The organism is Pseudomonas sp. LBUM1658, assembly GCF_059716055.1.
This window is the reverse complement of sequence record NZ_CP166798.1, coordinates 5,874,499-5,887,986: the sequence shown is the minus strand read 5'-3', so window position 1 is coordinate 5,887,986 and position 13,488 is coordinate 5,874,499. Positions and strand designations below refer to the sequence as shown.

Annotated in this window: 12 protein-coding genes; all 12 read left to right on the top strand. The window is 60.9% G+C overall.

Features of this window, described 5'->3' with window-relative positions:
* Window positions 1-97 precede the first annotated feature (97 nt).
* Genes mraZ through ACA064_RS27150 form a run of 12 tightly spaced genes read left to right on the top strand, consistent with a single transcriptional unit; the run spans window position 98 to window position 13,487 of the window.
* Window positions 98-553 (top strand): division/cell wall cluster transcriptional repressor MraZ, encoded by a 456-nt coding sequence (gene mraZ / locus ACA064_RS27205; RefSeq protein WP_497670891.1) that lies wholly within the window; start codon window positions 98-100, stop codon window positions 551-553.
* Window positions 550-1,497, top strand: coding sequence for a 16S rRNA (cytosine(1402)-N(4))-methyltransferase RsmH (rsmH, locus tag ACA064_RS27200; protein WP_497670890.1), 948 nt, complete (start codon window positions 550-552; stop codon window positions 1,495-1,497). Before mraZ ends, rsmH begins: the two co-directional genes overlap by 4 nt.
* Entirely contained in the window at window positions 1,494-1,787 is a 294-nt protein-coding gene (gene ftsL / locus ACA064_RS27195; RefSeq protein ID WP_497670889.1) for a cell division protein FtsL, read from the top strand. Before rsmH ends, ftsL begins: the two co-directional genes overlap by 4 nt.
* Window positions 1,787-3,526: a peptidoglycan D,D-transpeptidase FtsI family protein gene (locus tag ACA064_RS27190; RefSeq protein WP_497674340.1), complete on the top strand. Its 1,740-nt coding sequence runs from the start codon at window positions 1,787-1,789 to the stop codon at window positions 3,524-3,526. The genes ftsL and ACA064_RS27190 overlap by 1 nt, the downstream gene beginning before the upstream one ends.
* A complete protein-coding gene (locus ACA064_RS27185; RefSeq protein WP_497670888.1) occupies window positions 3,526-4,989 on the top strand; it encodes a UDP-N-acetylmuramoyl-L-alanyl-D-glutamate--2,6-diaminopimelate ligase in 1,464 nt (487 codons plus the stop codon). Before ACA064_RS27190 ends, ACA064_RS27185 begins: the two co-directional genes overlap by 1 nt.
* Entirely contained in the window at window positions 4,982-6,349 is a 1,368-nt protein-coding gene (locus ACA064_RS27180; RefSeq protein WP_497670887.1) for a UDP-N-acetylmuramoyl-tripeptide--D-alanyl-D-alanine ligase, read from the top strand. Before ACA064_RS27185 ends, ACA064_RS27180 begins: the two co-directional genes overlap by 8 nt.
* Entirely contained in the window at window positions 6,349-7,431 is a 1,083-nt protein-coding gene (mraY, locus tag ACA064_RS27175; RefSeq protein WP_497670886.1) for a phospho-N-acetylmuramoyl-pentapeptide-transferase, read from the top strand. Before ACA064_RS27180 ends, mraY begins: the two co-directional genes overlap by 1 nt.
* 5 nt (window positions 7,432-7,436) lie before the next feature.
* A complete protein-coding gene (gene murD, locus ACA064_RS27170; protein ID WP_497670885.1) occupies window positions 7,437-8,783 on the top strand; it encodes a UDP-N-acetylmuramoyl-L-alanine--D-glutamate ligase in 1,347 nt (448 codons plus the stop codon).
* Window positions 8,780-9,997, top strand: a complete 1,218-nt coding sequence (gene ftsW, locus ACA064_RS27165; RefSeq protein WP_497670884.1) for a putative lipid II flippase FtsW — start codon at window positions 8,780-8,782, stop codon at window positions 9,995-9,997. The genes murD and ftsW overlap by 4 nt, the downstream gene beginning before the upstream one ends.
* On the top strand, window positions 9,987-11,057 hold the full coding sequence (gene murG, locus ACA064_RS27160) for an undecaprenyldiphospho-muramoylpentapeptide beta-N-acetylglucosaminyltransferase (RefSeq protein WP_497670883.1): 1,071 nt from the start codon (window positions 9,987-9,989) through the stop codon (window positions 11,055-11,057). The genes ftsW and murG overlap by 11 nt, the downstream gene beginning before the upstream one ends.
* Entirely contained in the window at window positions 11,050-12,510 is a 1,461-nt protein-coding gene (murC, locus tag ACA064_RS27155; protein ID WP_497670882.1) for a UDP-N-acetylmuramate--L-alanine ligase, read from the top strand. Before murG ends, murC begins: the two co-directional genes overlap by 8 nt.
* Window positions 12,507-13,487: a D-alanine--D-alanine ligase gene (locus ACA064_RS27150; protein WP_497670881.1), complete on the top strand. Its 981-nt coding sequence runs from the start codon at window positions 12,507-12,509 to the stop codon at window positions 13,485-13,487. Before murC ends, ACA064_RS27150 begins: the two co-directional genes overlap by 4 nt.
* Window position 13,488: the final 1 nt, after the last annotated feature.

Here is a 13,488-nt window from a genome sequence, read left to right as displayed (position 1 = left end):
TGCGGTGGACGCATTCCTATAGTGTGCACAAGTGGCGAAAAGTGGCATGAAGTGGGTTTTTTGAACGAAAAACGCTAAAATTTGGAGAAACGCAGAAGTGTTTCGCGGAGCTAACGCTATCAGCCTCGATGCAAAGGGTCGGCTTGCCATGCCGAGCCGGTATCGCGACGAGCTGGTTTCGCGCAGTGCTGGCCAATTAATTGTCACCATTGATGCCGTTGACCCTTGTTTGTGTGTTTATCCCCTCGATGAGTGGGAGTTGATTGAAACCAAGCTACGCGCACTGCCTTCGCTACGCGAAGAAAACCGTCGTTTGCAACGTTTACTGATCGGCAATGCCGTCGACCTCGAGCTCGATGGCAGCGGTCGTTTTCTGGTTCCACCACGTCTGCGCGAGTACGCAAAACTCGATAAGCGCGCGATGCTGGTCGGCCAACTGAACAAGTTCCAATTATGGGACGAGGATGCCTGGGACGCAGTTTCTGCTGCGGACCTGGCTGCTATTCAACAACCGGGCGCCATGCCTGATGAACTGCGTGATTTGATCCTGTGACTATTGATAGCGGCTTTAACCACATCACCGTACTGCTTGACGAAGCCGTGGAGGCTCTCGCCGTACGCCCTGATGGCTGCTATCTGGACGGAACGTTCGGACGCGGCGGACACAGTCGCCTGATACTCAGCCAGCTCGGGCCCGATGGTCGGGTGCTGGGGTTCGACAAGGATCCTCAAGCGATTGCCACCGGGCAAGCGCTAGCGGCCGAAGACGGCCGCTTTGTCGTTGTACAGCGTAGCTTTGCCGAGCTGGGTTCGGAAATCGCCGAACGCGGTCTGGCCGGCAAGATCAACGGTGTTCTGCTGGACCTGGGCGTATCCTCGCCGCAGCTCGATGATCCGGAGCGCGGCTTCAGTTTCATGAATGATGGCCCGCTGGATATGCGCATGGACCCGAGTCGCGGGGTCAGTGCTGCCGAATTCATCGCCACGGCTCCCGCGGAAGAAATCGCCCGGGTGTTCAAGGAATACGGCGAAGAACGCTTCTCCGGACGCATGGCCCGGGCAGTCGTCGAGCGCCGTGTAATCAAGCCGTTCGAGCGCACCGGCGATCTGGCCGAAGTCCTGAAAGTCGCCAACCCGGCCTGGGAAAAGGGCAAGCATCCGGCGACCCGGGCGTTCCAGGGTTTGCGCATTCACGTCAATAATGAATTGGGCGATCTGGAAACCGGTCTCGAAGCCGCGCTGGAAGCCCTTGAAGTGGGCGGCCGTCTGGTGGTCATCAGCTTCCATTCGCTGGAAGACCGCATCGTCAAGTTGTTCATGCGTCGCCTGGTCAAAGGTGAGAGCGACAACCTGCCGCGCAACCTGCCCGTGCGCTTCGAAGCCTTCGTCCCGAAAATCAAGATTCATGGCAAGGCGCAGTTCGCCTCCGAAGCCGAACTCAAGGCCAATCCACGTTCGCGTAGCGCCGTCATGCGTGTCGCGGAGAAGCTGCGGTGAGCAAGCTCTTCGCCAAACCACTTCCAGGCGGGAGCTTTTTCATGCTGCTCCTGTTTATTGGCGTGCTGGTTTCCGCTATCGCGGTGTCATACAGCGCCCACTGGAACCGGCAGCTGCTCAATACCCTGTACGGCGAGTTGAGTGTGCGTGACAAGGCGCAAGCCGAGTGGGGCCGGCTGATTCTCGAGCAGAGTACCTGGACTGCCCACAGCCGAATCGAAGTGCTGGCGGCCGAGCAACTGAAGATGCGCATTCCTGGCGCAGCTGAAGTTCGGATGGTGGCGCCATGATGAAACTTGAAGGCGCCCTTTATCCTTGGCGTTTCCGTCTGGTGCTGGGTTTGCTGGCGGTGATGGTGGGTGCGATCGCCTGGCGCATCATCGATCTGCAGGTCGTGGACCGGGCCTTTCTCAAGGGGCAGGGCGACGCTCGCAGCATGCGGCATATTCCTATCCCTGCGCACCGCGGCTTGATTACCGATCGTAATGGCGAGCCGTTGGCTGTCAGCACCCCGGTGACCACCTTGTGGGGCAACGCCAGGGAAATGCAGCAGGCCAAGGACAAGTGGCCGGCGTTGGCCGCCGCGCTTGGGCAAGACCCTAAAATGCTGACCGAGCGCCTCGAGGCTCAGGCCACTAAAGAATTTATCTACCTGGTACGCGGCTTGACCCCGGAGCAGGGCCAGTTGGTGCTCGATCTGAAAGTGCCGGGTGTCTACGGCATCGAAGAGTTCCGGCGCTTCTATCCGGCAGGTGAAGTGACCGCGCACATGGTGGGCTTCACCGATATTGATGACCGCGGACGCGAAGGGGTCGAACTGGCCTACGATGAGTGGCTAGCCGGAGTGCCCGGCAAACGACAAGTCATCAAGGATCGGCGAGGCAGGCTGATCAAGGATGTCCAGGTCACCAAAAACGCCAAGGCCGGCAAGCCCTTGGCGTTGTCCATTGATCTGCGCCTGCAATATCTGGCCAACCGCGAACTGCGCAATGCCATCGTCGAGAACGGTGCCAAGGCCGGTAGCCTGGTGATCATGGATGTGAAGACCGGCGAGATCCTGGCCATGGTCAACCAGCCGACCTACAACCCGAATAACCGCCGCAACCTGCAACCGGCGGCGATGCGCAACCGCGCCATGATCGACGTGTTCGAACCAGGTTCGACCATGAAGGCGATTTCCATGAGCGCCGCCCTGGAAACCGGGCGCTGGAAACCGAGCGACACCGTCGAGGTTTATCCGGGCACTTTGCAGATCGGCAGATACACCATTCGTGACGTTTCCAAGTCCGAAGGGCCGGTGCTCGACCTGACCGGCATTTTGATCAATTCCAGTAACGTCGGCATGAGCAAGGTTGCCTTCGATGTCGGTGGTGAAAACATTTACCGTCTGATGCAGAAGGTCGGTCTCGGCCAGGACACGGGCCTGGCTTTTCCGGGTGAGCGCGTCGGCAACCTGCCGAACTACCGCGAATGGCGCAAGGCCGAAACGGCCACGCTGTCCTACGGCTACGGTTTGTCGGTCACCGCCATTCAGCTGGTCCACGCCTTCTCGGCACTGGCCAACCATGGCCGGATCGCACCGTTGACTCTGATCAAAGCCGATAAGCCTGCGCAAACCACTCAGGTGATTTCTGAGAACGTCGCCAAAACCATGCAAGGCATGTTGCAGCAAGTGATCGAGGCACCGCGCGGGGTGTTCCGCGCCCAGGTGCCGGCGTATCACGTAGCTGGCAAGAGTGGTACCGCACGCAAGACGTCGGTAGGCACCAAAGGCTATGCCGAAAATTCCTATCGTTCGCTGTTCGCAGGGTTCGGTCCCATGGACGATCCGCGTTACGCGATCGTGGTGGTCATCGACGAGCCGAGCAAGGCTGGCTACTACGGTGGCCTGGTCTCGGCACCGGTGTTCAGCAAAGTGATGTCCGGCACCCTGCGCCTGATGAACATCACCCCGGACAACCTGCCACCCGTGGAACAAGCCAATGCCACCCCCGGCAATTTAATTAAAGCCAATGGAGGGCGCGGCTGATGTCTCTTAGCCTGAACAAGATTTTTGCCCATGCTGGCCGTGATCTGTTGATTCGCGAGTTGACGCTCGACAGCCGCAATGTACGCGCCGGTGACCTGTTTCTCGCGGTCCCGGGCGGCAAGGTGGATGGTCGTACCCATATTGCCGATGCTTTGCAGCGCGGCGCGGCGGCGGTGGCCTATGAAGTCGAAGGCGCTACCGTTCTGCCCATCACCGATGTACCACTGATTCCGGTCAAGGGCCTGGCGGCACAGTTGTCGGATATCGCCGGTCGCTTTTACGGTGATCCGAGCCGTCACCTGAATATGATCGGGGTCACCGGCACCAACGGCAAAACCAGCGTCACCCAATTGGTCGCCCAGGCGCTGGACCTGCTCGGCCAGCATTGCGGCATCGTCGGGACCCTGGGCAGCGGCTTTTATGGTGCGCTGCAAAGCGGCCTGCACACCACGCCTAACCCGATCGCGGTGCAGGCGACCCTGGCCGACCTGAAAAAGGCCGGTGCCAAAGCCGTGGCGATGGAAGTCTCCTCTCATGGCCTGGATCAAGGTCGCGTCACCGCGCTGGCGTTCGATGTGGCCGTCATGACCAACCTGTCCCGCGATCATCTGGATTATCACGGGACCATGGAAGCTTACGCGGACGCCAAGGCCAAGCTGTTTGGTTGGGCTGACCTGAGCTGCCGGGTGATCAACCTCGACGACGTTTTCGGTCGGCAGCTGGCGGCTGAAAAACATGAATCACGGCTGATCAGCTACAGCCTGGAAGATTCCAGCGCCTACCTGTATTGCCGTGAAGCGAAGTTCGATGACGAGGGCGTGCGCGCCACTCTGGTCACGCCCCAGGGCGAACATCATTTGCGCAGCGCCTTGCTCGGTCGTTTCAACCTGAGCAACGTGCTGGCAGCGGTCGGCGCCTTGTTGGGCCTGGACTACGCGCTGGACGAAATCCTGCGGGTGCTGCCCAAACTCGAAGGTCCGGCCGGTCGCATGCAGCGTCTGGGCGGCGGTACGCAGCCACTGGTGGTGGTCGATTACGCCCACACCCCGGATGCACTGGAACAAGTCCTGAGCGCGCTGCGTCCCCATGCCAAGGGCAAATTGCTCTGCCTGTTCGGTTGCGGCGGTGATCGCGATCGCGGCAAGCGCCCGCTGATGGCCGAAGTGGTCGAGCGTCTGGCTGACGGTGTGCTGGTGACCGACGACAACCCGCGTAGCGAAGACCCAACGCAGATTTTCGACGATATCCGTACCGGCTTCATCGCCGCGGATAAGGTCAATTTCGTCGCCGGTCGCGGTCTCGCCATTGCCCAGTTGATTGCCAGCGCTTCGGCCGACGACGTGATCGTGCTGGCCGGCAAAGGTCACGAGGACTATCAGGAAATCAATGGCCAGCGTCATGACTTTTCCGATCTGGTCGAGGCCGACAGAGCCTTGACCGCGTGGGAGGTGGCCCATGCTTAAAGCCCTCAAATTGAGCGAGTTGAGCGGACCTTTGGCAGGTCGCCTGATCGCTGCCGATTGCAGCTTCGATGGCGTCAGTATCGACAGCCGCGCGATCAAGTCGGGGCAACTGTTTATCGCTTTGAGCGGTCCGCGTTTCGATGGCCATGACTATCTGAATGAGGTTGCCGCCAAAGGCGCGGTCGGCGCACTGGTCGAGCGTGAAGTGGCCGATTCGTCTCTGCCGCAATTGCTGGTGAAGGACACCCGTCAGGCCTTGGGTGAACTCGGTGCGTTGAATCGTGCTGCGTACAGTAATCCGCTCGCGGCCATCACCGGTTCCAGCGGCAAGACCACGGTCAAGGAAATGCTCGCAAGCATCCTGCGTACGCGCGGGCCTGTGCTGGCGACTCGAGGCAACCTGAATAACGACCTCGGCGTGCCGCTAACCTTGCTCGAACTGGCCCCGGAACACACCGCGGCAGTGATCGAACTCGGTGCTTCGCGAATCGGCGAGATTGCCTACACCGTGGGCATGACCAAGCCGCACGTGGCTGTAATCAACAACGCCGGGACCGCCCATGTCGGTGAGTTCGGCGGTCCGGAAAAAATCGTCGAAGCCAAGGGCGAGATTCTGGAGGGGCTGGATGCCGATGGCATCGCCGTTCTCAATCTCGACGACAAGGCTTTCGCCATCTGGGAGACCCGCGCTGGCGGTCGTCAGGTGCTGAGTTTCGCCCTGAACAATAGCGCTGCCGACTTCCATGCAACCGATCTGGATCGCGATGCACGCGGTTGCCTGGCGTTCAACCTGCACAGCCCGCAGGGTGTGGCGCGGGTGCAGTTGAATCTGCTCGGCAGTCACAACGTCGCCAATGCGCTGGCCGCGGCCGCCGCGGCTCATGCACTGGGCGTCTCGCTGTCTGGCATCGCCACCGGCCTGGGCGCGGTGCAACCGGTCAAGGGCCGGACCGTCGCGCAACTGGCAACCAATGGCATGCGCGTGATCGATGACACTTACAACGCAAACCCCACCTCTATGTGCGCCGCGATTGATATACTCGCCGGCTTTTCCGGACGCACCGTCCTGGTGCTCGGGGATATTGGCGAGTTGGGCGAGTGGGCGGAGCAGGGGCATCGCGATGTGGGCGAGTACGCCCGGGGCAAGGTTTCCGCACTTTACGCAGTCGGACCAATGATGGTTCACGCCGTGAACGCTTTCGGTCCACAGGCTTATCACTTCGCCACTCAGGCTGAACTGATCAAGGCGCTGGGCGCCGAGCAAGACACTAACACCACCATTTTGATCAAAGGCTCACGCAGCGCAGCGATGGAAAACATCGTTGCGGCTTTCTGCGCGACCAGTTTGGAGAAACATTAATGCTGCTGCTGCTGGCGGAGTACCTACAACAGTTCCACAAAGGCTTCGCGGTCTTCCAGTACCTGACCCTGCGCGGGATCCTCGGTGTGCTGACCGCGCTGTCGTTGTCGCTGTGCCTGGGGCCATGGATGATCCGCACCTTGCAGAGTCGCCAGATCGGTCAGTCGGTGCGTAACGATGGACCGCAATCGCATTTGTCCAAATCCGGTACGCCGACCATGGGCGGCGCGCTGATTCTTTCGGCGATCGGCATCAGCACGCTGCTGTGGGCGGACCTGAGCAACCGTTATGTCTGGGTGGTATTGCTGGTGACCCTGTTGTTCGGTGCGATCGGCTGGGTCGACGACTACCGCAAGGTGATCGAGAAGAACTCCCGTGGGCTGCCAAGCCGCTGGAAATATTTCTGGCAGTCGGTGTTTGGCCTCGGCGCGGCGATCTTTCTTTATATGACCGCGCCAAGCGCGGTTGAAACCACGCTGATCCTGCCAATGCTCAAAGACGTGACCGTTCCGCTGGGCGTCGGCTTCGTGGTGCTGACCTATTTCGTCATCGTCGGCTCGAGCAACGCGGTCAACCTGACCGACGGTCTCGATGGCCTGGCTATCATGCCGACGGTCATGGTCGGCGGTGGACTGGGGATCTTCTGCTACCTGTCGGGTAACGTGAAGTTCGCCGAATACCTGTTGATCCCTTATGTACCGGGCGCGGGCGAGCTGATTGTGTTCTGCGGCGCGCTGATCGGTGCCGGCCTGGGTTTTCTCTGGTTCAACACCTACCCGGCACAAGTCTTCATGGGCGACGTTGGCGCACTGGCGCTGGGCGCGGCCCTGGGCACCATTGCGGTGATCGTCCGGCAGGAAATCGTCCTGTTCATCATGGGCGGGGTGTTCGTGATGGAGACCCTGTCGGTGGTCATTCAAGTTGCTTCCTTCAAGTTGACCGGTCGCCGGGTGTTTCGTATGGCACCGATTCACCACCACTTTGAACTCAAGGGCTGGCCCGAGCCACGCGTGATCGTCCGCTTCTGGATTATCACCGTGATTCTCGTGTTGATCGGCCTTGCCACCCTGAAGCTGAGGTAGAACGAGTGTCTCTGATCGCTTCTGACCACTTCCGCATCGTTGTCGGCCTCGGCAAGAGCGGCATGTCCCTGGTTCGCTTCCTGGCGAAACGGGGTGTGTCGTTTGCTGTGGCCGATACGCGGGAAAATCCACCGGAGCTGGCCACGCTACGGCGTGACTATCCGCACGTGGAAGTGCGTTGTGGCGAGCTGGACGTCGAGTTCCTGTGCCGTGCCGACGAACTCTACGTGAGCCCCGGCCTGGCCCTGGCGACCCCGGCCTTGCAGGCGGCCGCCGTCCGTGGCGTGAAATTGTCCGGCGACATCGAGTTGTTCGCGCGTAACGCGAAAGCGCCGATTGTCGCCATCAGCGGTTCCAACGCGAAAAGCACCGTCACCACGCTGGTTGGCGAGATGGCTGCTGCGGCCGGCAAACGTGTTGCTGTCGGCGGCAACCTCGGCACGCCGGCGCTGGACCTGCTCAGCGACGACGTCGAGTTGTACGTGATGGAGCTGTCGAGCTTCCAGCTCGAAACCACTGACAACCTCGGCGCTGAAGTGGCCACCGTGCTCAACATCAGCGAAGACCACATGGACCGCTACAGTGGTCTACCGGCCTATCACCTGGCAAAACACCGGATCTTCCGTGGCGCCAAACAGTTTGTGGTCAACCGTCAGGACGCCTTGAGCCGTCCGTTGATTGGCGAGGGCCAGCCGTGCTGGACCTTCGGTTTGAGCAAACCCGATTTCAAGGCGTTCGGTATCCGGGAAGAAGACGGCGAGAAATACCTGGCCTTCGAATTCCAGAACCTGATGCCGGTGCGCGAGTTGAAAATTCGCGGCGCCCATAACCAGTCCAACGCCCTGGCGGCATTGGCCCTTGGGCACGCCGTCGGCCTGCCGTTCGATGCCATGCTCTCGAGCCTGCGCACCTTCGCCGGACTCGAACATCGCTGCCAATGGGTTCGCGACTTGAACGGTGTGAGCTACTACAACGATTCCAAAGCCACCAACGTCGGCGCCGCACTGGCCGCCATCGAAGGCCTGGGCTCGGACATCGACGGCAAACTCGTGCTGATCGCTGGCGGCGATGGCAAAGGTGCCGACTTCAAGGACCTGCAGGGACCGGTCGCCGCCAACTGCCGCGCCGTGGTGCTGATGGGCCGGGATTGCGAGCTGATCGCTCAAGCCATCGGCAATGCCGTGCCGCTGGTTCGCGTCAACTCGCTGATCGAGGCGGTGGAGCAATGCCGCGCGATCGCAGAAAAGGGCGATGCAGTGTTGCTGTCGCCGGCCTGCGCCAGTTTCGACATGTTCAAGAACTACGAAGAGCGTGGGCAGTTGTTCGCCCAGGCCGTGGAGGGCTTGAAATGATCTTCAGTAACATCATCAAGCCGTATCCATCGCCGCTGATTACCGGGCGCGGTATCGACCTCGACTTCCCGATGCTTGCCGGTTGCCTGGCGCTGCTCGGCCTGGGTCTGGTGATGATCACGTCGGCATCCTCGGAAGTCGCTGCGGTGCAGTCCGGCAATACGCTGTACCACATGATGCGCCATCTGATTTACCTGATCATCGGCCTCGGCGCCTGCCTCGTGACCATGATGATTCCGATTGCCACCTGGCAGCGCCTGGGCTGGCTGATGCTGATCGGTGCCTTCGGTTTGCTGGTGATGGTGCTGCTGCCGGGTATCGGTCGCGAAGTGAACGGTTCGATGCGCTGGATCGGCTTCAGCTTCTTCAACGTGCAGCCGTCGGAAATCGCCAAGGTGTTCGTGGTCATCTACCTGGCCGGTTATCTGGTGCGTCGTCAGAAAGAAGTGCGCGAAAGCTGGATGGGTTTCTTCAAGCCGTTCATCGTGCTGTTGCCCATGGCGGGTCTGTTGCTGATGGAACCGGACTTCGGTGCCACCGTGGTGATGATGGGTGCTGCTGCGGCCATGCTGTTCCTCGGCGGCGTCGGCCTGTTCCGCTTCACCTTGATGGTGGCCCTGGCAGTGGGCGCGGTGACGGTTCTGGTTCAGGCGCAGCCCTACCGTATGGCGCGTCTCATCACCTTTACCGACCCTTGGGCCGATCAGTTCGGCTCCGGTTATCAATTGACCCAGGCACTGATCGCCTTCGGTCGCGGTGAATGGCTGGGCGTCGGCCTGGGCAACAGCGTGCAGAAGCAGTTCTACCTGCCTGAAGCCCATACCGACTTCGTGTTCTCGGTGCTCGCCGAAGAACTCGGCATGGTCGGCTCGCTGTTCACCGTAGGGCTGTTCGTGTTCGTTTGCGTGCGGGCCATGTACATCGGCTTGTGGGCAGAGAAAGCCAAGCAATTCTTTGCCGCCTACGTTGCCTATGGGCTGGCGTTCCTGTGGATCGGTCAGTTCCTGATCAACATCGGGGTGAACGTCGGCCTGCTGCCGACCAAAGGCCTGACCTTGCCGTTCCTCAGCTACGGCGGCAGCTCGCTGGTGATCTGCTGCGCCTGTCTCGGTTTGTTGCTGCGCATCGAATGGGAGAGTCGAACCCACTTGGGCAGCGAAGAGATGGAATTCAAAGAGAGCGACTTCGCCGAGGAGCCGACTCATGGGCGCTAACGTGCTGATCATGGCTGGCGGTACCGGCGGGCACGTGTTCCCGGCGCTGGCCTGTGCGCGCGAGTTCCAGGCGCGCGGCTACACCGTGCACTGGCTCGGCACTCCTCGTGGAATTGAAAATGAACTGGTGCCGAACGCTGGCCTGCAACTGCACCTGATCAACGTCAGCGGCCTGCGCGGCAAGAGCAAGCTGTCGCTGCTCAAGGCGCCATTCGTGTTGCTCAAGGCGGTGTTGCAGGCACGCAAGATCATTCGTCAGTTGCAGCCGGTTTGCGTCGTCGGATTTGGCGGTTATGTGACCGGCCCCGGCGGTGTTGCGGCAAAACTGTCCGGCGTACCGGTGATCGTTCACGAACAGAATGCCGTGGCCGGTACCGCCAATCGGCTGCTGGTGCCTTTGGCTGCCCGAGTCTGCGAAGCTTTCCCGGATACCTTCGGGGCATCGAACAGCCGGCGTACGACCGGTAACCCGGTGCGTACCGAGCTGTTCCTCGAAACGCCGCGTCAGGCCCTGGCCGGACGCAAGGCGCATTTGCTGATCCTGGGCGGAAGCCTGGGGGCAGAACCCTTGAATAAATTGCTGCCTGAAGCCCTGGCGCAGGTCTCTCCCGAGCTGCGTCCGAAAGTGTTTCATCAGGCCGGCAAAAACCACGATGAAGTGACTGCCGAACGCTATCGCGCCGCTGGCGTCGAGGCGCAAGTGCAGCCGTTCATCAAAGACATGGCCCAAGCCTATGGCTGGGCCGACCTGGTGGTCTGTCGCGCAGGTGCGCTGACCGTCAGTGAACTGGCTGCCGCCGGTCTGCCCTCGTTGCTGGTGCCTTTGCCCCATGCAATCGACGATCACCAGACCCGCAATGCCGATTATTTGGCCCGCGAAGGCGCTGCCTTCCTGATGCCGCAAAGAACGACTGGCGCAGCGGATCTCGCTGCACGCCTGACAGAGGTCTTGATGCAACCGGAACGACTCAACGCTATGGCCACCGCGGCTCGCCGCCTGGCCAAACCCGATGCCACCCGTAACGTGGTCGATATCTGTCTGGAGGTGGCCCATGGTTGAGAATAAGAAAGCCATGCCACAACCGGAAATGCGCCGTATCCGTCGCATCCACTTCGTCGGTATCGGCGGTGTGGGCATGTGCGGGATCGCCGAAGTGTTGCTGAACCTGGGCTATGACGTCTCGGGCTCCGACCTCAAGGCCTCGCCTGTGACCGAGCGTCTCGAGTCCTTCGGCGCGCAGATCTTTATCGGCCACCGTGCCGAGAACGCCGCGAACGCCGATGTGCTGGTGGTTTCCAGTGCAGTGAACACCTCCAACCCGGAAGTCGCCATTGCGCTGGAACGGCGGATTCCGGTGGTGCCGCGGGCCGAAATGCTCGCCGAGCTGATGCGCTATCGCCACGGCATCGCCGTCGCCGGTACCCACGGCAAAACCACCACCACCAGCCTGATCGCTTCGGTGTTCGCCGCCGGTGGCCTGGATCCGACCTTTGTCATCGGTGGCCGGCTGAATGCAGCAGGCACCAATGCACAGCTGGGCACCAGCCGATACCTGATCGCCGAAGCCGATGAAAGTGACGCCAGCTTCCTGCACTTGCAGCCACTGGTAGCAGTCGTCACCAACATCGACGCCGACCACATGGCGACCTACGACGGTGACTTCAACAAACTGAAGAAAACCTTCGTCGAGTTCCTGCACAACCTGCCGTTCTACGGTTTGGCGGTGGTCTGCCTGGACGATCCGGTGGTCCGTGAGATCCTCCCGTTGATCGCGCGGCCGACCCTGACTTATGGCTTCAGCGAAGAAGCCGACGTGCGTGCGATCAATGTGCGCCAGCAAGGCATGCTGACATTCTTCACCGTGCTGCGTCCTGATCGCGAGCCGCTGGATGTCTCGGTGAACATGCCGGGCAATCACAACGTCCTGAACTCCCTGGCGACCATCGCCATTGCCACCGACGAGGGCATCAGCGATGAAGCCATCGTTCAGGGGCTGTCGGGCTTCCAGGGTGTCGGTCGACGCTTCCAGGTCTACGGCGAACTGCCAATCAATGGCGGCAGCGTGATGCTGGTCGATGACTACGGTCACCACCCGACCGAAGTCGCGGCGGTGATCAAAGCGGTACGCGGCGGCTGGCCGGATCGGCGTCTGGTGATGGTTTACCAGCCGCACCGTTTCAGTCGTACCCGTGACCTGTACGACGACTTCGTGCAAGTGCTGGCCGATGCCAACGTCCTGCTGCTGATGGAAGTCTACCCGGCCGGTGAAGAACCGATTCCGGGCGCGGACAGCCGTCAGCTGTGCCACAGCATCCGCCAACGCGGCCAGCTCGACCCGATCTACATCGAGCGTGGCGTCGAACTGGCGCCGCTGGTCAAGCCGCTGCTGCGTGCCGGCGACATCCTGCTGTGCCAGGGCGCCGGTGATATCGGTGGCCTCGCGCCAAAACTATTGAACAGTCCGTTGTTTGCGGGTGCCGTTGCCGCTCCCGCTCCGGGGAAAGCGAAATGACTGCTGCCTATGCCAACCTGGTCTCGACTATCGAGCCGAAAGACTTCGGTCGCGTCGCCGTGCTGTTCGGCGGCAAGAGCGCCGAGCGTGAGATTTCGCTGAAGTCCGGCAATGCCGTTCTCGACGCGCTGCTGAGCGCGGGAGTGGATGCCTTCGGCCTCGACGTCGGCGACAATTTGCTGCAGCGTCTGCTGAGCGAGAAGATCGACCGCGCCTTCATCATTCTTCACGGCCGTGGCGGTGAAGACGGCAGCATGCAGGGCCTGCTGGAATGCCTGGGCATTCCTTACACCGGCAGCGGAATCCTCGCCTCGGCGCTGGCCATGGACAAGCTGCGGACCAAACAGGTCTGGCACAGCCTGGGCATTCCAACGCCGCGTCACTTCGTTCTGACCAGCGAAGCCGATTGTATTTCTGCGGCGACGGAACTGGGCTTCCCTTTGATCGTCAAACCGGCCCATGAAGGTTCCAGTATTGGTATGGCCAAAGTGACCAGCGCGTCGGAATTGATCGACGCCTGGAAAGCGGCCAGTACCTACGATTCACAAGTGTTGGTCGAGCAATGGATTCAAGGTCCGGAGTTCACCATCGCCACTCTGCGTGACCAGGTGTTGCCACCGATTGCCCTGGGCACGACCCACAGTTTCTACGACTACGACGCCAAGTACGTGGCTTCCGATACCCAGTACCGGATTCCGTGTGGTCTCGACAGCGACAAAGAAAAACAACTGATGGACCTCACGGCCAAAGCCTGTGAGGCGCTGGGTATTGCCGGTTGGGGAAGGGCTGACGTGATGCAGGACGCCGATGGGCAGTTCTGGTTCCTGGAAGTCAATACCACACCGGGCATGACCGACCACAGTCTGGTCCCGATGGCGGCCCGTGCTGCCGGTCTGGATTTCCAGCAACTGGTGTTGGCGATCCTGGCGGCAAGTGTTGCCAGTAACGCTGCCAGTAACTTAGAGCCGCGAGGTTAAG